Here is a 25,187-nt window from a genome sequence, read left to right as displayed (position 1 = left end):
TCCTTACTTGATTTAATGTTTACTGAGCATATTTCCTTACGTGGAGTCATTATATCCATGATACTACAATCACGGAATTTTAATAGACTATTAAGTATGTCAAGATCTGAAAGATCACCCATTAATGCCTCAGTCGCACACTTTTTTAACACAGAAGTTTTATTGAAGAGGAAGAGAAAAGTTCTGTATACTATTTTTTCTACTAAGGTTCTTTTCTTGTTCAATTTATTTCCTTTAATGGTGAAAATGTCTTTAGATCAGATCTATCAAGAAAACTGTTATTAAATGTTTAATAAGCATGTGAATAATGTCAAATTAATTTGTGAATTATTTGTTAATATAAAATACCAACAATTGATCAACAACTTTCTCAACGACATATACATAATTGTGTAACAATACATGATAGTAAAGTATTTTCCGTAAAAGAAAATTACTAACATTATAAATATCTTACTTATACACATAAATTATAAGTCAAAATCAATAGTATATAGAAGTTGTTAACATATTTATCCACAAGTTAAGTAACATTAATTTTTACTGAATTTTAAGTTAATAACAATTTATTGATAGAACTATTATTACTACTATACTTTAGTATAGAAAAAAGTAGATAAAATAGATTGGAAAGCAACAAAACAGCGATAGTAAGAACTATTAAGCAGAATAAGCCAAATGAAAAAGTACCTATTTGGTTAATGCGACAGGCTGGTAGATCTCTTCCTGAGTATCGCAAAGCCGTAGAAAAAACGAGTAATTTCATGGAGATATGCTATAGTATAGATTTAGTGGTAGAGCTGACGCTACAGCCAATAAAAAGATTTGATATGGACGCAGCCATAATTTTTTCAGACATTTTAATAATAGCTGACGTTTTAGGTTGTGATGTGAATTTTGTTCGCGGTGTGGGTCCAATAATAAAACCTGTGAAAAGCTCTGAGGAGTTAAAAAATTCACAAGAATTTGAAACTAAAACCTTTCCAATCTTAAATGCCATCAGGAAAGTAAGAAGCCAATTATCAGAGGAAAAGTCCCTTATAGGCTTTGCTGGAGGGCCGTGGACGGTAGCTTCCTACATCATAGAGGGTGGTAGTAGTAAAACTTTTTCTAAAGTATTACATTTCTGTTCCCTAGAACTAGAAGAAGTAATTAAAAAAATAACAGAAGCGACAATTATTTATCTAATCAAACAGATAGAGTTTGGAGCAGATGTTATTCAGTTATTTGATAGCAATGCTGGTATATTGCAGGGAGAACTGTTTGAAAGGTATGTAATCAAGCCAACAAAGAAAATTGTTTCAGCAATAAAGAATAAGTTTCCTGATTTTCCTATAATAGGTTTTCCGCGCTCTGCTGAAAATCTTTATACAGATTACTGCGAGCAAACAGGTATATCTGCAGTAAGTATAGATTATAATGTTCCAATAGAGTGGGCAAAAGCAAATCTAAAAATTCCTCTACAAGGTAACCTTAATCCTAGTCTTTTAGCTTATAATAAGGAAGAAGCAATTAAAGAAGCAAAGCGTATAATAGATTGTTTTAGAGGGTTACCTTTTATATTTAATCTTGGACATGGAGTGCTTCCTGATACTCCGGTTGAAAATATTGCTGCATTAGTGGACCTAGTAAGAAATTACTAAAACTCTTGTATGAAAAGCCTTTATGAGGGTGGAATGAAAACCTTACTTGACAAACCTCATTCTCTTCCTTACTATAACGATAAGAGTATTCATCCTTGTTTTTGGGCTCAATGGCAAAATTCAGTAAAAAAAACTCAAATGTTTATTGGCAAATTACAAAAAATTATAGCGGCCGCATGTCTTTTTTTATTTTTTTTACATTCAGCTAAATCGCGCTTGTTAGGGCATTATCAATTTACATTATTAAAACTCGCTATACAGGGATTTATTTGCCTTTTTCAATTTATTAAGCTTTTTAATATCTATATTTAAGAATACAAAAATACCAACCTTTATGTAAAATAATAAAACTTCTAGCTTTTTTATTGTGTAGAGTTTATCATTTTTATTTAACTTTAGTGAGATTATGTCAGACCTTGCAAAGAGGATGTCTCTGATAAAACCGTCGCCTACAATTGCTGTGACCGATAAGGCAAACAGGTTAAAAAGCGAAGGAAAGAAAATTTGCGTTTTAGCTGCAGGGGAACCGGATTTTGATACTCCAGATCATATAAAAAAAGTAGCTATTCAAGCAATAAATGAAGGCAAAACTAAATATACTGCTGTTGATGGAACGCATGAGCTTAAAGAGGCGATAATCAATAAGTTAAAAAAGGATAATAAACTCAACTACAAGCTTGAGCAAATCTGTGTTGGTACAGGTGCTAAGCAGGTGTTATTCAATTTGTTCATGGCAACAATTAACTCTGGAGATGAAGTTATTATTCCAGCTCCTTATTGGGTTTCATATGTTGATATAGTAAGTCTTTTTGGCGGCTTGCCAGTTGTAGTAGAATGTAGACAAAATTTTAAACTAACACCGGGATTATTGAAAAGCAAAATAAATGAAAAAACTAAGTGGTTAATTCTTAATTCACCGAACAACCCTGCAGGAGCTGTGTACACGTGTAATGAATTGAAAGACATAGCACAAATGTTGCTTGAATATTCACATGTGAATGTCGTTACAGATGATATTTATGAGCATATAATATACGACGAAAAATTTTTTACTATCGCTCAGGTTGAGCCGAAGCTTTATGATAGAGTTTTTGTGGTCAATGGAGTATCAAAAGCCTATGCAATGACAGGTTGGAGAATAGGGTATATTGCAGGTAGGAGTGATGTGATAAAAGCTATCTCTACGCTGCAGTCTCAAAGCACTTCTAACCCAAATTCAATAGCACAAGCAGCAGCAGTTGAAGCGTTAAACGGTGATCATAGTTTTTTGAAAGAAAGAACAAAAATCTTTAGGGATCGTAGAGATTTTGTAGTAAAAAAGCTAAATTCTGCTTCAGGATTGTCAGCATCTATTCCACAAGGTGCATTCTATTTGTTTGTCGCATGTGAAGGTTTATTGGGTAAGAGCACGAAAAGTGGTAAAGTAATAAATAGTGATCTTGATTTTGCTGAATATTTGTTGGAAGACCATTTAGTTGCTGTTGTTCCAGGAATTGCGTTTGGTCTGAAAAATTTTATCAGAATTTCTTATGCAACCTCTCAGGAACAATTAGAAATTGGATGTAATAGTATTATTAAAGCATGTGAAATGCTAAGTTAACTTTTTAATATTCTTATGTATAATATTTCAGTAAGATAGAGTTGATTTATGGCGTGGGTATATTTGCTATTAGCTGGTTTGGTTGAAATAATATGGACCACAGCACTGAAATATAGCAATGGCTTTACTCGTGTTATACCTGTAGTAATTATTTTAGTTAGCGGTTCTGTAAGTCTTTACTGGCTATCGTTAGCAATGAAGTCTATTCCCCTTGGTACATCTTATGCAGTTTGGACTGGTATAGGCTCTATAGGTGCAGCAATAATAGGAATAATGTTTTTTAATGACCCAGTAAATTTTGGGCGTTTATTTTCCCTTGCTTTGGTAGTACTGGGTATCATAGGATTAAAAGTATTTTCCAATTAGGAAAAGTTAGATGTGTCTATTTTACCATCTCAGGACTTTCTACTAAAGTTGCTTTGGATTTTTTAGTTCTCGAAGAGGGCATTCCTATTGATTTAGAAAGTACCTTTCTAATGTTCAATATTTCACTTTTCTCATTTTGTTGAATTAAGTTAATGTCATTTATTTTATTCACTAAATCTTTTCCTTCCTTTAAAATTTTTAAATCACTTTCGTTGATATGATGTTCATTTTTAAATTCTGCAACGATTTCTTTCTTCTTTGGATGAGTATTCAGAAATTCTAATATCTGGTGTTTAGCAACAGCTTGAATAAATTTCTTATCGTGAAATATTAAATTGTTACGTAGTTCTTCTAGGCTTTTATCATATTGTTTTGCTTCGTTTACGGTAAGTTTTATTATCTCTTCTGCGCTACTTAAAAGTTCCCTGTATAACTTGTCGTATCTATTGCCTGTGTGTGCGGCAAATGTTTGTTCAATGTATTTTGTTATATAGTTTTGTAGCGTATTGTCTATTGTATCTATGTTCATTCACTCACCTTGCTTTTATGTTATATTTTACACGCGAAAAGGTTAATATTAAGTTAACTTAGACGTCTCTAAAGCCAAGTTTTACTAAAAATTATACTATTTAAAATATAATTTTTATCACAGAATAAAAGCGTAAATAAAATAATATTAAGTTAACTTAGACGTCTCTAAAGCCAAGTTTTACTAAAAATTATACTATTTAAAATATAATTGTTATCACGAAATAAAAGCGTAAGTAAAATGAATTTTGTAACAAAACTAAAACTTATAGTAAAAAAAATAAAGCTTAAGATGAACAAGGGTAAAATTATAAAAATCCTTATCATCTGTGGTATAATTTTTTTCATATACCTTATCCATGAACCAGTTATAGATATGCTAAAAGGTCTCTTTTAAGAAAGATACTCGGATTAGAGTAGCTATTTACAAAAGTGTTGCTCCTTGCTGATAAAATACCTATAATTCTGTTTTTTAGGTAATATTAGCATTGCAGAGAAATTTTTTCATATGGTTGCTAGCATCACTATTTTATGCATACCAGTATATATTACGCGTAATTCCAAATATAATCGCGCCTGAATTAATAACAAAATTTAACATAAGTATTACAGATGTTGGTCAATTTGGTGGGCTATATTATATAGGCTATACGCTTGCTCATATACCTGTTGGTCTTGCCCTTGATAGATTTGGGCCAAAGTTTGTTTTACCTGCATGTATTGTCTTAACGTTTGCTGGGACATTACCCCTAATATGCTTTGACGAGTGGTATTACTCAATACTTGGTAGAATGATTGTTGGAGTTGGGTCATCTGCTTCGGCAATTGGACTCTTTAAAGTTGCAAGTATGTATTTCTCACAAGAAAAATCAGCAAGGATGGCTAGTTTATCTATAATAATAGGGTTACTGGGAGCTATTTATGGTGGATTACCTCTAGACTTTTTGCTCAATAAATTTGGTTGGAATTATGTTATATATACTTTCTCAGCGTTTGGTTGTTTGCTTGCTCTGTTGTTGCTTTTAATAACGCCAAAAAGTAACATAGAGGAGAGTAGAAATGACAACATACTTCAAGATTTAAAGACTGTACTTTTCAATAAACATATCATTCTAATCAGCTTTTTTGGTGGCTTAATGGTTGGACCATTAGAAGGTTTTGCTGATGGTTGGGCAAAAGCGTTCTTATGTGAAGCATATCAAATGACCGGGGATCTGGCATCTTCGCTTTCTTCCCTTATGTTTATAGGTATGGGAGCTGGATCATTCTTTTTATCTTACTTGCTCGAGAAATATCCAGACGACAAACATTACGAGGCAATTATTGCATGTTCTTTTGCAATGATCGTTAGCTTCCTCTTGCTTTTTATACAAGCTGGAGGTTTATATATTGCACTACCTGCACTTCTTGTTATCGGCTTTGCGTCTGGTTATCAGGTAATTACTATTTACAAAGCAATAAGTTATGTGAACAATAACTTGGTAGGCTTGGCCACAGCCATATCAAACATGATAGTTATGGTTTTTGGCTATTTTTTTCATACAGGAATTGCAAAAATAATAGATTTATGTTGGAATGGAATGGTAGTACAAGGAAATCCTGTGTATGGTACTGAGTTACTAGTAAAAGCAATATCAATTATTCCTATATGTTTGCTTTTAGCTGTTTTTGGATTTATGTGGTTAAAGAAAAGTTCTTATGACAAGTGTTTCAGAAAGGATTTGTGACTCTAAAAGTAGTCTGAAGTCTTTTGATGATGAAGTTTATCAACCTATAGAGAAAGAACTGCGGCGACAAAAATCACAGTTGCAACTGATTGCATCAGAAAATTTTGCGAGTAAAGCAGTTATGGAAGCTCAAGGTTCTTTTCTGACCAATAAATATGCAGAAGGTTATCCCGGTAAGAGATATTATTGTGGTTGTGAGTATGTGGATGAAATTGAAGATCTAGCTATAGGTAGGCTTTGTAAGCTATTTGGTGTTAAATTTGCAAATGTTCAACCTCATTCTGGTTCTCAGGCAAATCAAGCAGTGTTTGCTTCACTACTTACTCCGGGTGATACAATACTTGGATTGTCACTGAACTGTGGTGGACATCTAACTCACGGTGCGAAGCCGAGCCTCTCTGGTAAGTGGTTTAAGTCGATCCAGTATACAGTTAATAGAGACACTTACCTGCTTGATATGGATGAGGTGGAAAGTCTAGCGCTAGAGCATAAACCGAAGCTAATCATTGCTGGTGCTTCTGCTTATCCAAGAGAAATAGATTTCGAGCGCTTTCGCAAAATTGCGAATAAAGTTGGTGCATATCTGCTTGCAGATATTGCTCACTATTCAGGGCTTATTGCTGCAGATTGTTACCCATCATCACCTGCCAAATATGCGCATATTATAACTTCTACAACTCACAAGACTCTACGTGGTCCTCGTGGTGGAGTGGTAATGACAAATGATGAAGCGTTACATAAAAAAATTCAGTCTGCAGTTTTTCCAGGATTGCAAGGTGGGCCACTTATGCATGTGATAGCTGCAAAAGCTGTTGCATTTAAGGAAGCATTAGCGCCAGAGTTTAAAACTTATAGTAAAAAAGTTGTGGAAAATGCGAAAGTGTTAGCTCAAGCGCTGCAAGGGCATGGGCTGAACATTATAACCGGTGGCACTGACTCTCATATAGTGCTAGTTGATTTAAGATCACGGAAATTGACTGGAAAAGACGTTGTGAATAGCCTTGAAAGAGCTGGCATTACCTGCAATAAAAACTCCGTGCCATTTGACACAGAAAAACCAACAATTACTTCAGGGCTCCGTTTTGGTACCGCTGCTGAGACAACACGCGGACTTGAGAAAAAAGATTTTAAAGAGATAGCTGATCTGATAAATGAAATAATTCAGGGATTAATTGATGGAAATAGCCCTGATGTTGAAAAAGCAGTGAAAAATAAAGTTGAAAGTATTTGTAGTAATTTTCCTATTTATTAATTTATTTAGCATTGGAATTTCCTTCCTTTACTTTGGATTAAACTATTGTATAGTGATTTTATAGCTCTTTAATTTTATGATAAATGTACCTAGCATAGAGAGTTGTGATTTTCACAATAAAAATGTTCTGCTCAGGGTTGACTTCAATGTTCCTATAAAAAATGGAAGAATTTGTGATGCCACTCGTATTTTGAGAGCGCTACCTACCATTCAGTATTTGGCAAATGCGGGTGCAAAAGTTATTGTTATCTCACATTTTGGGCGTCCAAAAGCAAAAGACAGTAACCTATCGCTAAAAAACGTAATTGAAACTTTATCGCGGCTGCTAAGCAAAGAAGTGAAATTTATTGATGATTGTATTGGTGAGAGAGTACAAAGAGCAATAAATGCGATGGATGGAGGAGATATAATATTACTAGAGAATCTGAGGTTTTATAAAGAAGAAGAGCAGAATGATTCAAATTTTGCTAAACAATTAGCATCTCTAGCAGATATATATATAAATGATGCGTTTTCTTGCTCTCACAGAGCTCATGCTTCTATTTCACGCATTACGGAATTTTTACCTTCTTATGCAGGATTTTGCTTGCAAGATGAGCTAAAGTATCTTGAGCAAGCTATATCGTTTGACGCTAAACCTATTACTGCGATAGTTGGTGGAGCTAAAATATCAACTAAAATAAAAATGCTTATAAAACTAGCAGAAAAGGTTGATTACCTTATTCTGGGCGGCGCAATTGCTAATAATTTTTTGTTATTTAATAAAGTTAATATAGGCAAGTCTTTTTTTCAAAATGGCGTTGATGATCTTCTGCACGATATTGTTGAGACGGCAAATAAAAACAATTGCAAAATAGTTGTGCCAGAAGACGTTTTGGTTGCAGTAAATTCTGATTATAGCACTGGCGTTTTAAGAAAAATTGAATCCATTTTGGACGGTGATATAATTTTAGATATCGGACCTCAAACTTTAAGCACAATAAGCAGTATAATAGCAAGCAGTAAAACTCTACTGTGGAATGGACCTATTGGTGTTTTTGAACATTCAGCTTTTGCAAATGGTACAGTAGAGGTGATGAGAGTAGTAAGTGATTTGACACACGAAGGAAAATTAACCAGTGTAATAGGGGGAGGAGATAGCCTATCTGCAGTAAATGCTGCAGGTCTTGCCGATAAAGATTTTACATATATTTCAACTGGTGGGGGAGCGTTTTTAAGTTGGCTAAGTGGTGATGAGATGCCAGGACTGCGATCAACATTAGATTAAAACTTTTTTAAGTTGTTGCTTATACCCTAGCTTCTTTATGAATATGATTATGTCGAAAATAGCTAAGTTAATCTTGTGCTTGATAATACCAGTAATAGGATTTGTTTTTTACATTAAGGAGCATTATCTCAATGATGCAAATTCACAAATTGACTTTGAGCCGTTTTTCAAAACAGATTCTTCAGATCCAGACTATATTCCACCACTTCCGGAGCTGACTGATTTTGATAGAGGAGTATTAAGAGTTTGTGGAGATTGGGGAACACACCCTGATGAAGAAGATTTTAGAATTTTGCTCGATTGTCCGCAGCATCAAGAAGTGGTGAAAAGGATATACGATGGAGAATACATCGGATTACGTGGACCACATTAGAGGAAATATCGAAGAAAATAGATCCAATAGTCAGAGGCTGGTTTCAGTACTATGGCAGGTTTTATAAATCGGAGATGTATACATCTCTCAGAAATATAGAGAGATACCTCATAAGATGGGTCAGAACCAAATATAAGAAACTTCGAGATCATGGAAGACTAGCAAAGCAATTTCTAGGAAAAGTGAGAAAGAGGTCTCCAAATATTTTCTATCATTGGACACTTGGGTTAGGATCAAAGGGCTAAATAATGGGAGCTGTATAAACCGAGAGGTTTCCGTACAGTTCTGCGAGAGACTGGTGGGGAAGTTCCGCTGGTCTACTCTCCTTTTAGTTTCTGCAACTAAGGCGTTTAAGGAATTGGGAGAAGATGGAATATGTCTGTATAAAATTGAAGATGCCAATTATCAATCAGTGTTTGTGAGAAAGAATGACGCTATACTTAAGTTCTATCCTGACTTAACACCAAAATGTAATGATAAAAGTACTAATTGTAGCTGTAGCAAGCCTTGATTAGCTGAAAAAAAGTAAACATTTTATGCGTATTATGTTAATTTAGTTATATTGTGGGCAATTTGTAAAGCTGCATGAGACTTATAGTAAAAAAATGTTTGTCTGTTTTATTTCTGTTGCTGCTTGTAGCGCCTCTTGTATATGGACAGCAATCTTGCTTAATTGATATCGAGAACGATTTTCAAGATTTGAAAACATCATTAAAGAATCCAATATTTTTAGATCCTGCACCAAGTTCAAATTATGATGATAGAGAAAGCAAAAAAGTGTTGATGGTGGTAGTGCATCATACCGAATCTCCAACATTAAAAATCACAAAATGCGCATTAAATTCTTCAGGTATATCAGTACAGCTTATTGTTGATAGAGATGGTAGCATTACTCTGATGGTTCCACTCGAAAAACGAGCATGGCATGCTGGTATAAGTTATGCGAAAGTTCAAGTAGACAATGTGGTTGAAGAGCTACGAAAACTGAATGATTATTCTATGGGTATAGAGATTGTAAACACAGGGCTTGAGCCTTTTCCAGAAGAGCAAATGAAATCTGTCAAAGATCTGATTTTGTACCTCATGAAGCGCTTTAAGATTAGAAAAGATATGATATTTAGTCACGCTGAAATAGGCACTATAGTATACAACTCAGCAATTGAAGGTTACGCAATGCGTAAGCCTGATCCACATAAGTTATTTGATTGGGAGTTATTGGAGAGAAATGGCATTGGACTGCATATAGGTGATAGAATCAGTTCTCAAGACGCAAGACAAAAAGTAGAAGAGGTTTTATATAAGGTAGGCGATAAGAGTGAAAGTATTTTGAAATTAAAAAAAAGGTTGAACAATTTTTTTTATAAAATACTGCCTTGGAATGATAGGGAAGGTAATATGATTTTTCCTGACAATAATGCTAATTACTCAAATGAGTTTGATGAAAATTTTGCGTGGGTTATCAATCAGTTTTCAATTCATCATCATTTGCCGAAAGAGATTAGAAAAGACTTGCCTCTAAAATTAGAACAGGAAGATATTTTGCCTGAATTTTTAAGCGAATATGGCAATTGTATTTTCAACAGATTCACATCTTTTAATAATAAAATTGAATCAAGTTTACAACCACCATTTTTGAATGAAGAGGATTACAAGCGTTTATTATCTTCTTTTGCAGAATATGAAAATAATATTTCTTCTACTGCATTTGCTATGCTCATGTACAAGATTAAGCTATATTACGACTCTTATCTAAGGTATAATATAAGATCCTCGCTTTATATTCCATTTAAGCTTAATTCATTTAAGAAGCTAGATGTTTTAAAGAATGAAATATTGTCTTTTAAGTCTATAAGCCCTCAAAAGGCTATAGAAGTTTCGAATTTAATTAATGGATTTAGGTCAGAAGTTTTATCTGATTTCCAAAACTTTGAGAAGCAGTGGTTTCAAGAATTTAAGGACACTTGGAAACAAAAGTTTATACCGAATATGGAAAAGCAAATGTCTTGGACTGCGCTGCATGAAACTGTGTTGGAATATTTAGAAGAGGCAAAGAAAGAAGTCTAACAAGTATTAAGATGGCCAGATGAATGGGCAGAGAAAAATAAAGGCACATGCATCTGGAAGGATACAAAAATTTCTAAATGAGATTAATATAGTATTGGGATGACAGAGTTTAAAAAATAAGTTACTTTTTTTTATTTTTGGTAAAAAGTAGTCTATGGGTATTAAAATTGCACCTTCTATACTTTCAGCAGACTTTGCAAAATTAGGAGAGGAAGTAAAAAGAATTAGCGACTTGAATGTAGATTATATACACATAGACGTTATGGATGGAAATTTTGTTCCAAATATTACAATAGGTCCGAATGTTATCTCTGCGATACGTAAATATAGCAATCTTCCTTTTGATGTACACTTAATGATTAAATCTCCTGGTAACCATATTGAAAGTTTTATAAATGCTGGTGCTGATATTATCACTATACATGCAGAAGCAGAGATACATCTTGAGAGGCTAGTAAGAAAGATAAAATCATACAAAGACATAAATTAAAATTATACAAAAAAAACAATACAAGTTGGAGTTTCAATTGTTCCTTCAACTTCTCCAAGCGTGCTTGAATATATAATACATGAGCTAGATATTGTACTAATTATGACAGTCAATCCTGGATTTGGAGGACAGGAGTTTATTCATTCGCAGTTGAGTAAGATATCTACCGTGAGGAAAATGATACAGGACCGTAATCTTAAAACACAAGTTTCAGTAGATGGTGGAGTTAACTTTTCTAACGCAGCTGATGTAATAAAAGCAGGTGCAAATATATTAGTTGCTGGATCAGCAATATTTAAAGCTGAAGACGTGAAAAAGACTATAAACGATCTTAAAAATCTTTCGTTATAATCCTACAGATAACACAAGCCATTTTTGTTATCTTGTCAGTTTTAAAAATTCCTATTATCCCAGTGTTTCGACACTGAGATAATAGAAAGTAAGTTCAACCTCAATAGAAACCTGATGACGAGTCATTATTACCAAATTTTGGTCTGTTTCTATTACTAAAACCAGAACGAGGACGAGTAGGTCTATTACTATGATAATTATCTCCAGGTTTTTTATTAAACGAGTTGTTATAATAATTATCCCTATTATTTAAACCATCTCTCCTTTCTTCATTGTAAAGCTTACCTTCAAAAAATTCACCTGTTTCTTGATCAACACGACGTCTTGATAATTTTGGACATCCACCTTTTTCAAAGTCAATTATCAAAGCTTTGAAGGTATCACCCTGTTTAAGTATATCCTCAATGGACTCTACATGTTGATTAGCTACCTCGCTTATATGCATTTTTCCTTTTCTTCCATTAAGAAGTTCTAGCTCTACAATAGACTTCTCTATCTTTACAACTTTAGCATCAATTATAGAACCTTGTTCTAGCTCTGTTATTGAATCAATCATCATATTCTTTGCAGCTTCAGCTTCAGTACTACTAATGGCAAAAACAGAAACTTTACCGTCATCCCCTATTTCAATTTTTGCATTACTTCTTTCACATACACTGCGTATATTTTTTCCTTTAGCACCAATAGCTGCAGAAATTTTATCTTTATCTATATAAAACGATAACACTCTTGGTACATGATCTTTTATACCCTTACGATGTTCTGAAATTACTGCATTCATTTTTTCTAAGATATGTAATCTTCCGACTTTTGCTTGTTCTAAAGATTTTTCAACAATTTCAAAGCTTATACCAGGAATTTTCATATCCATCTGCAGTGCTGTAATCCCTTCGCTAGTTCCTGCTACTTTGAAATCCATATCACCAAGATAATCTTCATCGCCCAGTATATCAGAAAGTATTATATGCTCATTTTTGTCTTTGATGAGACCCATAGCAATTCCTGCAACGGGAGCCTTTATTGGCACACCTGTATCCATTAATGCAATGGAAGTTCCACAAACTGTTGCCATAGAAGAAGAACCATCAGATTCCATAATCTCAGATACTACCCTTATTGTATAAGGAAATTCAGATTTATCAGGTAAAACAGGATGAATTGCTTTCCAAGCAAGTTTACCATGACCAATTTCTCTCCTTCCTGGTGCGCGTATAGCAGAAGCCTCTCCAACAGCAAATGGAGGAAAATTATAATGCAACATAAAATGTTCACGTCTATCCCCTTCAATGTCATCCACAATTTGCTCATCTTGTGTAGTACCAAGAGCAGTAACAACTAGTGCCTGAGTGGTACCCCTTGTAAATAGTGCAGAACCGTGAGTCTTGGGTAGAATGTCAGCCTCAATTTCTATCTGGCGTATTTCATCATACTTACGGCTGTCTATCCTCACACTTTTCCTTCTAATCATTTCACGCACTAAAGATCTTTCAAAGCTTTTTACTGCATAAGTAATTAACTTTTCGTCTTTTCCAGCCTCTTTAAGAGTATTCAATATATTATTCCTGACTACTTCTAGAGCTTGAACTCGCTCTTGTTTTACTGTTTTTGAATATGCTTCTTCAAAGTCTTTTCGATATTTTTCAAGTTCTTGAGTTATATCTGATATATCAACAGGAGCAAAGCTTTCAGGTTTATTGCCTACTGTATCAGCAAATTCTTTTATAAGCTTAATAACAGGTTGAAGATGTTCATGGCCGAATTTTATTGCACTCAAAACATTTTCTTCAGAGAGCTCTTTGACTTCCGATTCGACCATTAAGATCGAATTTTCATCACCAGACAAAAACAGATCCAAGTTGCTTGCTTTCATCTCTTGAACGGAAGGATTGAGTATATAATTGTTATTTTCATCACAACCGACCATAACTCCAGCTATAGTAAAGTGGAAAGGAACACCAGAAATTGCAAGAGCTGCAACGGTACCTATCAATGCTGGTACTTCAGGAGAATTGACCGTATCGTAAGTTAATAGATTACATACTACACTAATTTCATCATGAAAACCTTCAGGAAATAACGGCCTTATACTTCTATCTATTACTCTTGAAATTAAAGTTTCTCTGTCAGATGGTTTTCCTTCTCTTTTAAAAAAACCACCAGGAATCTTACCCATGGCATAACTTTTTGCAATAAACTGCACATTTAAAGGGAGAAAATCAACACTTTCTTCCTTCTTTTTTCGTACAACAGTGACTAAGATAGAAGTATCTCCATAATTTACAACTACTGAACCATCAGCTTGACGTGCTATTTTCCCAGTTTCTAAAGATAAGGTACGCCCCTCCCAATCTATAGACTTTTTTATAATTTCAAACATACAAAATTCCTCGATTATTTTCTAATGCCTAACTTCTCTATTAACTCTTGATAGGCTTCATTACCAAATTTACGTTTTATATAATTTAAGTGCTTGCGCCTTCTACCTATCAATATAAGTAAACCGCGCTTAGAATTATGGTCATGCTTATGCGTTTTAAAATGCTCAGTTAAATTACTGATTCTCTCGGTTAAAATTGCACACTGTACAAAAGATGAACCTGTATCATCTTCTTTAATTGCATATGTACTAATCAAACTTTTTTTCTTTTGGGATGTTATTGACATCTAAACCTCATTTCAAAATATTAAAAACACGAATAGGCTTCACATAACCATGAGTAAAACTGCAAATTGCAATAGGTACATTACCCACTATCGTACAAAAAATATCATAATTCTTTAAACCACGCAAGTTATTTAATATAATTCCTTGACCTTTTCTGATTTTCTTCGCTTCCTCTAGGGAAATTTCAACTTTGAACATCGATTTTAAAGCCGATTCAATGGGGATGATGAAACTTTTTGTATTACTTCCTATCACTACATCATCTTCTGTCATCCCAATGCTTGACACTGGGATCCACTCTTCTTCTTTTTTTCTAGATTCCAGCGTCACGCGCTGGAATGACACCAAAGGATGGACTGTTGTATTTTTTTCAATAAGCCGTTCAATTGTCGCTGATTCAGTTTCTCTAAAATCACCTACCATACTTCTTCTTAGTTTTGTAATGTGTCCAAAGCAATTTAATGTTACTCCAAGATCCCGAGCAATTGATCTCACATATACACCGCTACCACACGTCATAGAAAAATCAGCACTATTGTTTGTGGTATCAACAGAGATCAATTTCAGTTCATGTATTTTGACTTGTCGAGGCTTTATATTCACCCTTTGCCCACTTCTTGCCAACTTATATGCTCTTGCTCCCTTAATTTTTACTGCTGAAAATTGAGGAGGAGTCTGTATTATCTCCCCAATAAAATCCTTAATTGCACAATTTATTTGATTATACTGAGGTTTTATAGTGCTAGTTCTAATAATATCACCATCTAAATCGTCCGTAGTTGTTTGCTTTCCCCATTTGATTGTGAAATTGTATGCCTTTAAGTTACAAGATAAATACGGTATAGTTTTTGTTGCTTCACCAAGAGCGATCGGTAATATACCTGAAGCCAAAGGGTCAAGTGTTCCCAGATGACCAGCTTTTTTTATTCCAAAAATCCTTTTAATTTGAGTTACAGCTTGTGCAGAACTCATTCCTGTTGGTTTATCAAGATTCAGCCAGCCATTTACCATGTATCAATCTTACATAATTAGTAAAAATTTAGAAAGTAGATAAAATATTAAGTTGTTAATACAAATGCTTGACTAGTGTACATTGTTAATATACAATTAACTTTTTATAAACCTTAATTAAGGAGGAAGTTATTATGCCTACTATATGGAAATTGAAAAATATAGCACCCATAACAAAAATGAGTATTGAAAGTACAGTTGCAACTGCATCTTTAGCAGCAGCAATAACAACATTATTGATTGCTACTAAAGTAATTGCTGGACCTGCATCTTTAGCACTTATTGCTAGCCCTGCTGGAATTGCAGTTCTATTTATTGCCGCTGTATATTTTGCCGCAGCAGCTTATGCTTCATATCAGCAAATGAATGCAATAGAAAATGCTAAGGGTGAAAAAGGCGATAAGGGTGAGAAAGGTGACCAAGGTGAAAAAGGCGATAAGGGTGACCAAGGACCTCAAGGCGAGAAAGGTGAAGCATTCGATCTTGTATCTGAACTACAAAAACCTGAAATTATGAAAATATTTAAAGGTAAGTTTCAAGAAAAAACAGCGTAATAGCTTATATAGGAGGTAGATTTTCTACCTCTTTTTTTCTCCTTTCATCTGGATGTGTAAAAGTTACAATAGCCTATCCCACAATTCAACTATATCTTCATCAAAGTCTATGAGCTCTACTTTCTTGAACTGATGACAGTGCTTGATGAATTGAATTCCTAAATTCCCTATAAAAGGAGTTGCATCGTTACCTAAAATTTTACCACTGCGGCAGATTATCAATCTGTCGATTAAATTGTGCTTTAATAATTCTGTAACTAACACTCCTCCACCTTCAACTAATAACCTTGTTATACCAATTTCTGAAACAAGTTTTGATGCCATGTCTTTTAGGCAGACTTTATCGATAATATCAGGCTCCGATGTCATTCCAGCGCGTGACCAGTTTTCATTATGCAATTGCTTGAAGTTTTCTGGATCCCAGTGTCTGGGCACTGGGATGACAGGAGAAGGTGTTGGAATAATAGGAGGGTGTGTTGGAGTGACATCTGGAATAACAGGGGGGTTGTTACTTGAATTAACTACTAAGTAGTTAATATTTTTTATTTTTCTTTTTATTTCTTTACTTGTTATCATCCAAGTTGTTATTTTGTCTGCAGTCTTTGCAATATTATGCTCTTCCTGCAATTTTTCCTGGCTATCTATAATTAGCCTTATTGGTGATCTATTTTCGAGCCCTGGTAATCTGCAAGTTAAGAGTGGATCGTCACTAACAAGGGTATTGCTGCCAATCATAATTGCGTCATATTTTGCTCTGAGCTCATGTATCCAATTTCTCGTATCCTCACTTGTTATCCATTTGCTATCACCTGTAAATGTTGCGATTTTTCCGTCAAGAGTTGTTGCGATTTTGCAAGCTATAAATGGTCTATGGAGTTTCTTGGTGGTAAAAAAGCCAACATTCAGCTTCTCTGCTTCTTTCTGCATAATACCTTGCTTCACTTCAATTCCTGCTTCTTTCAGAGCTTTAATTCCTCCGCCTGAAACTCTACTATCTGGATCAATTGCTGCAATCACTACCTTTCTTATTCCTGATTTTATGATTTCTGCAGTGCAAGGTTCTGTAACTCCAAAGTGGCAGCATGGTTCGAGAGTGACGTACATAGTTGCACCATGAGTTAAGTCTTTAGCATTTTGTAAAGCAACTACTTCTGCATGTGGACGTCCACCGATTCCTGTGTAGCCTTCACCGATCACCATACCGTCTTTTACAATGACACATCCAACAGTGGGATTTGGTGCAACACTTCCAAGACTTTTTTCTGCAAGTTTTAATGCGATCGACATGAAATAATCATCAGTCATTAGAAAGAAGTCATTTCGTATGAGGTATCAAAAATTCTTCTGTGCTCATGTATGGCAAATCTATCTGTCATACCTGAGATATAATCACATATTATTACTGAACGCTGAGATTCACAAGCAAGCTTGTTCCACTCTATAGGTAATAACCTTGGGTTTTCATAAAAACATTGAAAAAGCTCCTGTACTATACGTTTTGCTTTGTTCATTGTTCTATTCAATTTATAGCTTCTGTATATTTTTTCCATGTTAAATTTTTTCATCTCTTTTGTGGCATTTGCAATTTCTGGTGAAAATGTGACTAGCATTGTATTTAGACCTCTTACATCTTCTACGCTTTTTATTTTGTAGTCTTTAATATTTCTTTCAGTCTGAAAAACGACATCATTTATCATAATCCCTATAGTTCTACTCAGTGATTCATGTATGAGTTTGCTTTGAGCCAATTCTGAATATTCGCTTTTTACTTCTTTGAACATTTTGCCAATTAAAGGAACATCGAGCAAATCTTCGGTTATTACTAAATTTGCTCTGAGTGCATCATCAAGATCATGAACACTATAAGCAATGTCATCAGCAATCGAAGCAACTTGTGCTTCAAGACTTGAAAATTCTTCAAGCTTTAGATCATATTATTTTTCATTGTATTCTAATAATAGCTGATTATTTGTGTGAGATGCTGCATTTTGACCGAGTAAAGGACCGTTATGCTTTGCAACGCCTTCAATCACTTCCCAACTTAGATTCATACCATTAAAGTCAGCATGTTTTTGTTCAAGATAAGTTAAAATCCTTATAGCTTGAACGTTATGATCAAACTTATACTTCTCGTTATCAATTTGAACTAGAGCATTCTCACCTGTGTGACCAAATGGAGGATGACCAAGGTCATGTGCAAGCGCTATGCATTCAGTGATGTCCTCATCTAATCTGAGCCTGCGTGCGATGGATCTTGCAATTTGTGCAACTTCAAGGCTATGAGTTAGCCGAGTGCGATAGTAGTCATGCTCATAATTGATAAAAACTTGTGTTTTGTATCCTAGTTTCCTAAACGCATTAGAGTGAATAATTCGGTCCCTATCACGCTGAAAGCAGCTGCGATTTTCATCTTCTGGCTCTTTAAAATTTCTTCCTTTTGTTTTATTTGGAAAGCACGCGTAACTTAATAGAAAATTATTGTTTGACATGTAAAATTTCTACTATAATAGGTTATCAATAATGAACGGTGGTTGTTATGTCAACAGATTACAATATTAACTTAACTGACAATGCATTAAGAAAAATCCACTCCCTTGTAGAACAAGAAGGAGGAGATGAGAGTTCTATTTTGCGGGTTGCAGTTTCAGGTGGTGGATGCTCTGGCTTCAAGTATAATTTTCTTATGGATCAAATAAATAAGAAGATGTCTTTGGATGACGATTTTGACGATGATGAAGACGACGATTTTGACGATGACGAAGATAGCGAGGATTATAGAAGCCACTCCAGTTTTAGTGAAAAAGGTAAAGATATAGTAATTAATGATGAGAATGGAAACCCTGTGTTAATGGTTGATAATTGTTCAGCGAAATTTTTAAATAATTCAACTATAGATTATACTGAAGATCTAAGTGGTTCTGGTTTTCAAATCAAGAATGCTCTCGCTAAGTCTCGATGTGGGTGTGGTAACAGTTTCTCGGTCTAATTCTCCCTCCTGGATCTTTTTATAATATGGACAGTGATGTAGCACTAGAGCTAGCTTCTGTGAGTAAGAGCTTCAAAAAAAGTCCTGCCATTGTAAAAGATATCAACCTGAAGATTACAAGAGGGCAAGTAGTTGCATTGATTGGTAGTTCAGGATCAGGAAAAACAACTATATTGCAAATTGCAGGTCTATTGGATGAGCCAACTTTAGGTATAGTGACGATAGATGGAATAAATTGCACGCAAGCCAGTAATAAGCATAAAACTCATGTAAGAAGAAATTTTCTTAGCTTTGTTTATCAATTTCACTATTTATTACAAGAGTTATCAGTGTTGGAAAACGTTATGCTTCCTCAGCTCATTGCAGGAAAAAGCAAAGCTGAAGCAAAAAAAAAATCGCAAGCAATATTGGAAAAATTTGGTTTGGAAAGTAAAGCAAGTAGTATGGTATCTGAAATTTCTGGTGGAGAAAGGCAGAGGGTTGCAATTGCAAGAAGCATTGTAAACTCTCCAAAGCTTTTACTTGCAGATGAGCCAACGGGAAATTTAGACCCAACAAATTCTTTGAATGTATTTTTGCTGTTACATTCATATGTAAAGGAAAATAACAGCTCTATGCTTATAGTAACACACAACTATATCCTTGCAGAAAAAGCAGATCACATTTTTCAGTTAAAAAACCGATCATTAGTAAAGCTGTAAATGGAAGAAACAGTACAATACAAAGCTACCTATAACTTGTACTTATTTAACCAATGGTCATTAACAGAGTGTAATTCGCATGAAATGCTTTCATTGTTTTTTATACACGGACTCTTTAACTTACGCTGTTTACTTAGAAAGCATCCTGACAGCATAAACATTGCTAAAACGAGAAATAATAATTGCCTAAACATAACAAGACTTTTTTTATTTATATTAATACGTTCATTTCTCTCATTTGTAAAGTTAGGCATATTCTTTTACCCTTATCTCTTTTTTAACTTTTTTGGAGGAAGTGACTGCACTGTTTAAGCGTAGTTTTATATAATTATCTATAGTTTGAGCTACTTCCTCTTCTTTATCCCTTAAAAAGTGGTTAGTATCGTCTACTATATGGTATTCCATATGGTTATTTTTTACCGAATTTATTAACCTTTGTGCTAATTCTGTTACATCGCTTTCTTCTGAAATTGTATCATTATTACTTTGTATTATAAGTCCAGGAACTGGGCAAGGAGAGAGAAAAGAGAAATCGTATTTAGTTGCTGGAAGAGAAAGGGCAACAAAACTTACTATCTCTGGACGGCGCATTGTTAACTGCATAGCTACCCATGCTCCAAAAGAAAAACCGACTATCCAAATTGGAACGTTGTTAGAGTTATGCTCCTGAAGCCAATCAATAGCTACTGCAGCATCAGTTAATTCTCCTATACCCTTATCAAAAGTTCCGGTAGATTTTCCGACACCACGAAAATTAATTGTCAATGCAGAAAAGTTATTATCGATAAAAGATTCATATATAGTATGTATAATCTTACTATCCATACTACCACCATATTGGGGATGGTGATGTAAAATTAGCACAACCGGTGCATTGGTATCTTTGCTTTGATGGTATCTACCTTCTATTTTTTTTGTTGAATTATTTAAAAAGACTTCTACCATGATGACTCCTAATAAAAACCTGTTTCGACAGGTGTTGATAATGTAAATTGTTTATTAATTATGTATTAATTTCCCTGTTTTTGCAATAAATTTTTATCGTGTTAAAGTTAACATACATAATTGGTTGATGGTAAGTGACAAATAAGCCTGTGAGTTTATTCTCCCTGGAAGATAGTAATTACGTGTATGCTGATTATAATGCAACTGCTCCAGTGAGTAAAAATGTAAAAAAAAGTATACTTGAGATTTTGTCGAAACAAACACTAAATCCATCATCGCTGCATAAAAGAGGACAAGAAGCGAGGAAGATTCTTAAAGAGGTAAGAGATAACGTACGTGATGCTCTTAGCATTCCATATGATAAAGAAATAGTTTTTACGTCTGGTGCAACTGAAGCAAACAACCTCGTCATGAGAGGAATGAAAGGCTATCTGCATGTAATTTCAGCTATAGAGCATCCTTCAATTCTTAATTCTGCATGTAATCCACATATAATACCCGTTAATCAAGAGGGTATTATTGACTTTTTAGAGCTAGAAAAAATTCTAAGCGAACTTGAAGGGAATAAAGTAATAATTTCAGTGATGATGGCTAATAATGAAACTGGAGTTATCCAGCCTGTTAAGGAAATAGCTAAAATGGCACATAAATTCGGGGCAATCTGTCACACTGACGCTGCTCAAAGTGTTGGGAAAATCGAATTAAACATGGAAGATTTAGGAGTGGATTTACTTACTTTATCTGCTCACAAATTTGGTGGTATAGCAGGTAGTGGAGTTTTAATTTTTGACAAAAAGCTTGTAATAGAACCTACTATAATAGGTGGTGGGCAAGAAAAAGGATTGCGTGGTGGTACAGAAAACATTATTGCAATAGTAGGTCTTTCTGCTGCATTGCAAAACATTCCAGATCTTCTATCAAAGATGGATGAAGTAGAGAAGCTGCGTGATCAATTGGAGTATGGGTTATTAAGTCTTGTCAGTGATATCAAGATCTTTGGCAGAAATTCTAAAAGATTGCCAAATACAAGTTTCATTTATATGCCGAGAGTGAAGAATGATCTGCAGCTCATGTGCTTTGACTTAAATAATATTGCAGTCAGCAATGGTTCTGCATGTTCTTCTGGAAAAGTTGGGCCTTCTCATGTTTTGCTTGCAATGGGAGCAACAAAAGAGCAAGCAGAATGTTCAATTAGAATCAGTATAGGTCCGGAGGTTAAACCGCGAGACATAGAAAAAATAGTGGATTGTTGGTATAGTATCTATAAGAAGAATGCTTTAGTAAATGTAAAAACTACTTTCACCATTCCCCTTAAATCATGATAGAGGGAATGGTGAAAGTAATTTCTATTGCCAGAGGTTGTTATAATAGTTAAATGCTGCTGAAAACCGATTTGCTTATAGTTATGGAAGAAATTCTCTAATTGCATACCACACCATTCAATTGTAGTATGTCATTTTATACTTGATAAAAACGCTGTATTGTATTATAATATATCATCAAGAGATAATAAGGAGTTACATATGTCTTATATGAAAAACGAACAGGATATTCGCTCTCAGGGCATTTATTATAGTGCTGGACTCAGGAGTTACCTAACTAAAGTATACAATTATATGGCTTTAGCTTTAGGTGTTACAGGGCTTGTTGCGTTTTTAACAGTGTTTTCTGGTCTTTTCCAGGTGATTTATTCCAATCCTGTTCTATCGCTTGTGGTAATGCTATCCCCAGTTGCATTGGTGTTTTATATGTCTTTTAGGCTTCAACACCTAAGTGCTCAGTCAACACTTACTGTATTTTTTCTATTCTCAGTTTTAATGGGAATTTCTTTATCTCATATCTTTATAATTTATACTGCAGAAAATATAGCGAGAGCATTTTTCATTACATCGATCATGTTTGGTTCTATGGCTTTGTATGGTAATACTACAAAAAAAGATCTGACCAGTATGGGTTCTTTTTTGATTATGGGAATCTGGGGATTAATCATTGCATCTATAGTTAATCTGTTCCTTGGGAGTAGTCCACTCTATTTTGCAATATCATTTGTGTCAGTAATAGTGTTTACTTTAATGACCGCGTACGATGCTCAGAGAATTAAAGATGTTTATTATAGATATAATGATGGTTCAGAAGTCGCAATGACTAAACTAGCTATACTTGGTGCAACTAACCTTTATTTTGACTTTATCAACATATTCCTCAATTTACTTAGGTTACTTAACTTGTTTAATAATAGGGATTAGGTGTTCCCCTTTGTAAGGAGGGATAGTAAGGGTTCTATAGCTTTCTTTCTAATATCTTTAGTGGTATTGATGCTGTGTCTTGCATATGCTTCGGTGCCATTGTATAGCATCTTTTGCAAAGCTACTGGATATGGTGGCACAACGAGAAAAGCAACTAATACAACAATAAATGCAACTGACCAAAAAATCAGGGTTTACTTCAATGCTGATGTAATGTCCGGTCTGCCTTGGAAATTTAAATCAGAAACTAACTACATTGATACGAATATAGGGCAAAAAAGTTTAGTATTTTATTATGCAGAAAATTTATCTGATCAATCTTCATTTGGAATGGCAGTATATAATGTCACACCTTTTAAAGCAGGTAAATATTTCAATAAAGTTGCATGCTTTTGTTTTGAAGAGCAAATGCTGCTACCAAAACAAAAAGCGGCTATGCCCGTATCCTTTTACGTAGACCCTGAAATAATGCGTGACAATAGTACAAAAGATTTAAGTGAAATAACACTATCATATACGTTTTTTAAGCTTAAATAACAAACCTTTTCCTATTGTAATCCGAACAAGGTTGTACGATACATCTATTGAATTGAGCAGGAGCTCTTATTTGCTTTTTGCACACTGACTACTTGTGTTTCAGTGTTCGTTGTTGCTAATTCCCATCCTTCATTATTTGCTTCACAAGCATTCCAACATTGAGCCAACTCCTTATTATTTTTTACAGAATCTGGTATTTCTATGTTGGGATTTTTTTCTAATGTATGCTTAATTAGAATCTCACAGCAATTTTTGCGTTCAATTGACTTATCCTTACAATATAATTCAGCAACACACTCTAAAGCAGTGTTTCCATTGTAGTTTTCATCTGGGCTATCATTCACTCCCGCTTTTATGAGAGCCTTTAATATATCCGGAGAATGGGTCAAAACACAGGTATGTAAATATCCTTTTTCGTTTTGCACATTAGTTCCTGCTTTTATTAAAACTTGCGCTAGATTTGTTAAAGTGTACGGTTTATAGTTAATGGCGATGGAAAAAAGACTATCTATTGGAAAGCCATCATAATCTTTCAAGTCAAATCTGTGATTAATATCAAATCCTTTTTTTCCCAAGAAGTATATAAATATTTACAATAGTCTCCTTTTTTATCTGATTTTTACATTTTAACCTTTCTTTTATTTTTATTATTAGTATCTAAATCGTCATCTTCATCCACTTCACACAACACATTGAATAAAACACCATAAAGCCAAGTTTCTCTGTTTGTCATAATTTGTGCCTCAAAACTATTAACAATACGCTTATGTAGTGTATAAACTCTAAATAACATTTTGCAAAATATTAATTGCTAGATAACATAATTAAAGTTTTTGTCTTACATTTATCATGGTTAGAGCTATACAAATTAAAAAAACTGGGGGGCCAGAAGTATTAGAATTTGTAGATAAGAGCATAGGTGAGCCAAAAGATGAGGAAGTCTTAATACGTCATACAACTATCGGCTTAAATCGTTATGATTTAGAACACAGAAAAGGTACACGCAAAATTAAAGATCTGTCATCAGTACTTGGAGTAGAGGCAGTAGGAGTTGTTGAAAAGCTTGGTAAAAAAATTAGTGATGGACTTAAGGTTGGAGATAGAGTTGGATATTGCACAGCTCCTCCAGGGGCATATTGTGAAAAGCGCATTGTACACCAGAAATATTTGATAAAAATTCCGAATGATATACCTGATGAAGTTGCTGCTGCAGTATTGTTTAAAGGTATGACAGCTCACTATTTAGTTAATCAATCTTATAGAATCAAGCCTGGTGCTTTTGTACTAGTTCATGGAGCTAATGGTGGTTTGGGACAAATAATATGCCAATGGGCAAAGGATAAAAAAGGTGTAGTGATAGGTTCTATAAGCTCTGACGAAAAAATGAAGATAGCTTTACAAAGTGGCTGCACATACGCAATAAACTACAATGATAAAGACTTCGTTTCTAAAATCATGGAGATTACGAAAAATAGAGGAGTAGGTGCGGTGTATGACCCTATAGGTTACGCTACAAGCAAGCTCTCTTTTGAATCTTTAGGTAAGTTTGGCATATATGTTTCCTATGGGCAGATATCAGGTAATGCTCCTATTAATTTCTCTTTACTTAGTTCGCGTTCGTTATTTGCAGCTGGAACTTCGATATATCACTACAAGCACAATAGACTTACGTTAGTGCTTACTGCAATGGAAATTTTTGAAATGATAAGAAAAAAACTTTTAATTGTACGAATTAATAAAAAATATAAATTTGATGAAATAATAGAGGCTCATTGTGACATGGAAAATAGGAAAGTAAGTGGGCTAAATATTATCAAAGTTTCTTAAATAACTTAGTAACCTAAAATAATTATTCATTAAGTCATATCAACAAGAATTTCA

23 protein-coding genes and 5 pseudogenes are annotated in these 25,187 nt (G+C 34.2%); 19 read left to right on the top strand and 9 right to left on the bottom strand.

The genetic code is table 11. The annotated features are described in order from the left end of the window. Window positions 1–224 (bottom strand): annotated as a pseudogene (locus BBB02_RS06720) (hypothetical protein); the annotation flags it as partial. Window positions 225–626: 402 nt separating this feature from the next. Between BBB02_RS06720 and hemE the strand changes: the two are divergent. The 4 genes from hemE to BBB02_RS02700 all read left to right on the top strand — a co-directional run bounded on the left by hemE (window position 627) and on the right by BBB02_RS02700 (window position 3,609). Next, window positions 627–1,643: a uroporphyrinogen decarboxylase gene (hemE, locus tag BBB02_RS02710; protein WP_127463902.1), complete on the top strand. Its 1,017-nt coding sequence runs from the start codon at window positions 627–629 to the stop codon at window positions 1,641–1,643. Between the two features lie 33 nt (window positions 1,644–1,676). Then, complete coding sequence (locus BBB02_RS06105) at window positions 1,677–1,955, top strand: hypothetical protein (RefSeq protein WP_218937010.1); 279 nt, start codon at window positions 1,677–1,679, stop codon at window positions 1,953–1,955. A 94-nt stretch (window positions 1,956–2,049) separates the two neighbouring features. Beyond that, window positions 2,050–3,243 (top strand): pyridoxal phosphate-dependent aminotransferase, encoded by a 1,194-nt coding sequence (locus tag BBB02_RS02705; RefSeq protein ID WP_127463901.1) that lies wholly within the window; start codon window positions 2,050–2,052, stop codon window positions 3,241–3,243. A gap of 48 nt (window positions 3,244–3,291) precedes the next feature. Beyond that, complete coding sequence (locus BBB02_RS02700) at window positions 3,292–3,609, top strand: DMT family transporter (RefSeq protein ID WP_010403511.1); 318 nt, start codon at window positions 3,292–3,294, stop codon at window positions 3,607–3,609. A 16-nt stretch (window positions 3,610–3,625) separates the two neighbouring features. Here the strand turns inward: BBB02_RS02700 and BBB02_RS02695 are convergent, their stop codons facing one another. Next, window positions 3,626–4,138, bottom strand: coding sequence for a hypothetical protein (locus BBB02_RS02695; RefSeq protein ID WP_127463900.1), 513 nt, complete (start codon window positions 4,136–4,138; stop codon window positions 3,626–3,628). 487 nt (window positions 4,139–4,625) lie between these two features. Between BBB02_RS02695 and BBB02_RS02690 the strand changes: the two genes are divergently transcribed. From BBB02_RS02690 to rpe, 8 genes and pseudogenes are all read left to right on the top strand, one after another. Next, the gene (locus tag BBB02_RS02690; protein WP_127463899.1) at window positions 4,626–5,864 is read left to right on the top strand and encodes an MFS transporter; all 1,239 of its coding nucleotides are present in this window, start codon (window positions 4,626–4,628) and stop codon (window positions 5,862–5,864) included. Next, window positions 5,836–7,116: a serine hydroxymethyltransferase gene (gene glyA, locus BBB02_RS02685; RefSeq protein ID WP_127463898.1), complete on the top strand. Its 1,281-nt coding sequence runs from the start codon at window positions 5,836–5,838 to the stop codon at window positions 7,114–7,116. Before BBB02_RS02690 ends, glyA begins: the two co-directional genes overlap by 29 nt. Before the next feature lie 79 nt (window positions 7,117–7,195). Further along, the gene (locus BBB02_RS02680; protein WP_179948523.1) at window positions 7,196–8,383 is read left to right on the top strand and encodes a phosphoglycerate kinase; all 1,188 of its coding nucleotides are present in this window, start codon (window positions 7,196–7,198) and stop codon (window positions 8,381–8,383) included. A gap of 49 nt (window positions 8,384–8,432) precedes the next feature. Next, window positions 8,433–8,727, top strand: a pseudogene (locus tag BBB02_RS02675) (EndoU domain-containing protein); the annotation flags it as partial. A 1-nt stretch (window position 8,728) separates the two neighbouring features. Continuing rightward, window positions 8,729–9,001, top strand: a complete 273-nt coding sequence (locus BBB02_RS02670; RefSeq protein ID WP_458694619.1) for a group II intron maturase-specific domain-containing protein — start codon at window positions 8,729–8,731, stop codon at window positions 8,999–9,001. Window positions 9,002–9,081: 80 nt separating this feature from the next. Further along, window positions 9,082–9,267 (top strand): annotated as a pseudogene (locus BBB02_RS02665) (EndoU domain-containing protein); the annotation flags it as partial. A 74-nt stretch (window positions 9,268–9,341) separates the two neighbouring features. Continuing rightward, the gene (locus tag BBB02_RS02660; protein ID WP_127463895.1) at window positions 9,342–10,820 is read left to right on the top strand and encodes an N-acetylmuramoyl-L-alanine amidase; all 1,479 of its coding nucleotides are present in this window, start codon (window positions 9,342–9,344) and stop codon (window positions 10,818–10,820) included. A 154-nt stretch (window positions 10,821–10,974) separates the two neighbouring features. Continuing rightward, window positions 10,975–11,661, top strand: a pseudogene (gene rpe / locus BBB02_RS02655) (ribulose-phosphate 3-epimerase). Between the two features lie 100 nt (window positions 11,662–11,761). Here rpe and pnp read toward each other — a convergent pair. The 3 genes from pnp to truB are packed head-to-tail and all read right to left on the bottom strand — an operon-like array spanning window position 11,762 to window position 15,337. Beyond that, the gene (gene pnp / locus BBB02_RS02650; RefSeq protein WP_179948516.1) at window positions 11,762–14,038 is read right to left on the bottom strand and encodes a polyribonucleotide nucleotidyltransferase; all 2,277 of its coding nucleotides are present in this window, start codon (window positions 14,036–14,038) and stop codon (window positions 11,762–11,764) included. Window positions 14,039–14,052: 14 nt separating this feature from the next. Continuing rightward, on the bottom strand, window positions 14,053–14,325 hold the full coding sequence (gene rpsO, locus BBB02_RS02645) for a 30S ribosomal protein S15 (protein WP_015588069.1): 273 nt from the start codon (window positions 14,323–14,325) through the stop codon (window positions 14,053–14,055). A gap of 7 nt (window positions 14,326–14,332) precedes the next feature. Beyond that, on the bottom strand, window positions 14,333–15,337 hold the full coding sequence (gene truB, locus BBB02_RS02640) for a tRNA pseudouridine(55) synthase TruB (protein WP_063630827.1): 1,005 nt from the start codon (window positions 15,335–15,337) through the stop codon (window positions 14,333–14,335). Window positions 15,338–15,471: 134 nt separating this feature from the next. On the opposite strand from truB, the gene BBB02_RS02635 reads away from it, so the two are divergent. After that, window positions 15,472–15,891: a collagen-like triple helix repeat-containing protein gene (locus BBB02_RS02635; protein WP_127463894.1), complete on the top strand. Its 420-nt coding sequence runs from the start codon at window positions 15,472–15,474 to the stop codon at window positions 15,889–15,891. 63 nt (window positions 15,892–15,954) lie between these two features. On the opposite strand, the gene ribD is transcribed toward BBB02_RS02635, so the two are convergent. Continuing rightward, entirely contained in the window at window positions 15,955–17,196 is a 1,242-nt protein-coding gene (gene ribD / locus BBB02_RS02630; RefSeq protein ID WP_127463893.1) for a bifunctional diaminohydroxyphosphoribosylaminopyrimidine deaminase/5-amino-6-(5-phosphoribosylamino)uracil reductase RibD, read from the bottom strand. Beyond that, window positions 17,196–18,380, bottom strand: a pseudogene (locus BBB02_RS02625) (deoxyguanosinetriphosphate triphosphohydrolase). The gene ribD and the pseudogene BBB02_RS02625 overlap by 1 nt, the downstream one beginning before the upstream one ends. 47 nt (window positions 18,381–18,427) lie before the next feature. On the opposite strand from BBB02_RS02625, the gene BBB02_RS02620 reads away from it, so the two are divergent. Next, a complete protein-coding gene (locus tag BBB02_RS02620) occupies window positions 18,428–18,877 on the top strand; it encodes a HesB/IscA family protein (RefSeq protein ID WP_127463892.1) in 450 nt (149 codons plus the stop codon). A 26-nt stretch (window positions 18,878–18,903) separates the two neighbouring features. Continuing rightward, complete coding sequence (locus BBB02_RS02615) at window positions 18,904–19,578, top strand: ABC transporter ATP-binding protein (RefSeq protein ID WP_127463891.1); 675 nt, start codon at window positions 18,904–18,906, stop codon at window positions 19,576–19,578. Window positions 19,579–19,824: 246 nt separating this feature from the next. On the opposite strand, the gene BBB02_RS02605 is transcribed toward BBB02_RS02615, so the two are convergent. After that, the gene (locus tag BBB02_RS02605; RefSeq protein ID WP_127463890.1) at window positions 19,825–20,523 is read right to left on the bottom strand and encodes an alpha/beta hydrolase; all 699 of its coding nucleotides are present in this window, start codon (window positions 20,521–20,523) and stop codon (window positions 19,825–19,827) included. Window positions 20,524–20,657: 134 nt separating this feature from the next. Between BBB02_RS02605 and BBB02_RS02600 the strand changes: the two genes are divergently transcribed. The 3 genes from BBB02_RS02600 to BBB02_RS02590 all read left to right on the top strand — a co-directional run bounded on the left by BBB02_RS02600 (window position 20,658) and on the right by BBB02_RS02590 (window position 23,306). Continuing rightward, window positions 20,658–21,845: a cysteine desulfurase family protein gene (locus BBB02_RS02600; protein WP_127463889.1), complete on the top strand. Its 1,188-nt coding sequence runs from the start codon at window positions 20,658–20,660 to the stop codon at window positions 21,843–21,845. Between the two features lie 201 nt (window positions 21,846–22,046). Next, a complete protein-coding gene (locus BBB02_RS02595; protein ID WP_127463888.1) occupies window positions 22,047–22,769 on the top strand; it encodes a Bax inhibitor-1/YccA family protein in 723 nt (240 codons plus the stop codon). A 69-nt stretch (window positions 22,770–22,838) separates the two neighbouring features. Continuing rightward, complete coding sequence (locus BBB02_RS02590; RefSeq protein ID WP_410543503.1) at window positions 22,839–23,306, top strand: cytochrome c oxidase assembly protein; 468 nt, start codon at window positions 22,839–22,841, stop codon at window positions 23,304–23,306. Between the two features lie 44 nt (window positions 23,307–23,350). On the opposite strand, the gene BBB02_RS02585 is transcribed toward BBB02_RS02590, so the two are convergent. Then, a complete protein-coding gene (locus BBB02_RS02585; protein ID WP_127463886.1) occupies window positions 23,351–23,881 on the bottom strand; it encodes an ankyrin repeat domain-containing protein in 531 nt (176 codons plus the stop codon). Window positions 23,882–24,155: 274 nt separating this feature from the next. Here BBB02_RS02585 and BBB02_RS02580 point away from each other — a divergent pair, with 274 nt between their 5' ends. After that, window positions 24,156–25,133 (top strand): quinone oxidoreductase family protein, encoded by a 978-nt coding sequence (locus tag BBB02_RS02580; RefSeq protein ID WP_127463885.1) that lies wholly within the window; start codon window positions 24,156–24,158, stop codon window positions 25,131–25,133. Window positions 25,134–25,187: the final 54 nt, after the last annotated feature.

Origin of the sequence: Wolbachia endosymbiont of Bemisia tabaci (assembly GCF_003999585.1) — a bacterium.
Lineage (GTDB): Bacteria > Pseudomonadota > Alphaproteobacteria > Rickettsiales > Anaplasmataceae > Wolbachia.
Note: the sequence above shows the minus strand (reverse complement) of the source record. Positions and strands in the feature narration are given on the sequence as shown.

Excerpts from the sequence above, each read along its gene's own strand:
- pnp (WP_179948516.1), bottom strand. The coding sequence starts at position 14,038 with ATGTTTGAAATTATAAAAAAGTCTATAGATTGGGAGGGGCGTACCTTA.
- BBB02_RS02620 (WP_127463892.1), top strand. The coding sequence starts at position 18,428 with ATGTCAACAGATTACAATATTAACTTAACTGACAATGCATTAAGAAAA.
- BBB02_RS02700 (WP_010403511.1), top strand. The coding sequence starts at position 3,292 with ATGGCGTGGGTATATTTGCTATTAGCTGGTTTGGTTGAAATAATATGG.
- BBB02_RS02580 (WP_127463885.1), top strand. The coding sequence starts at position 24,156 with ATGGTTAGAGCTATACAAATTAAAAAAACTGGGGGGCCAGAAGTATTA.
- BBB02_RS02705 (WP_127463901.1), top strand. The coding sequence starts at position 2,050 with ATGTCAGACCTTGCAAAGAGGATGTCTCTGATAAAACCGTCGCCTACA.
- truB (WP_063630827.1), bottom strand. The coding sequence starts at position 15,337 with ATGGTAAATGGCTGGCTGAATCTTGATAAACCAACAGGAATGAGTTCT.
- BBB02_RS02590 (WP_410543503.1), top strand. The coding sequence starts at position 22,839 with ATGCTGTGTCTTGCATATGCTTCGGTGCCATTGTATAGCATCTTTTGC.
- BBB02_RS02605 (WP_127463890.1), bottom strand. The coding sequence starts at position 20,523 with ATGGTAGAAGTCTTTTTAAATAATTCAACAAAAAAAATAGAAGGTAGA.
- BBB02_RS02660 (WP_127463895.1), top strand. The coding sequence starts at position 9,342 with ATGAGACTTATAGTAAAAAAATGTTTGTCTGTTTTATTTCTGTTGCTG.
- BBB02_RS02635 (WP_127463894.1), top strand. The coding sequence starts at position 15,472 with ATGCCTACTATATGGAAATTGAAAAATATAGCACCCATAACAAAAATG.
- BBB02_RS02615 (WP_127463891.1), top strand. The coding sequence starts at position 18,904 with ATGGACAGTGATGTAGCACTAGAGCTAGCTTCTGTGAGTAAGAGCTTC.
- ribD (WP_127463893.1), bottom strand. The coding sequence starts at position 17,196 with ATGACTGATGATTATTTCATGTCGATCGCATTAAAACTTGCAGAAAAA.
- BBB02_RS02695 (WP_127463900.1), bottom strand. The coding sequence starts at position 4,138 with ATGAACATAGATACAATAGACAATACGCTACAAAACTATATAACAAAA.
- rpsO (WP_015588069.1), bottom strand. The coding sequence starts at position 14,325 with ATGTCAATAACATCCCAAAAGAAAAAAAGTTTGATTAGTACATATGCA.
- BBB02_RS06105 (WP_218937010.1), top strand. The coding sequence starts at position 1,677 with ATGAAAACCTTACTTGACAAACCTCATTCTCTTCCTTACTATAACGAT.
- BBB02_RS02595 (WP_127463888.1), top strand. The coding sequence starts at position 22,047 with ATGTCTTATATGAAAAACGAACAGGATATTCGCTCTCAGGGCATTTAT.
- glyA (WP_127463898.1), top strand. The coding sequence starts at position 5,836 with ATGACAAGTGTTTCAGAAAGGATTTGTGACTCTAAAAGTAGTCTGAAG.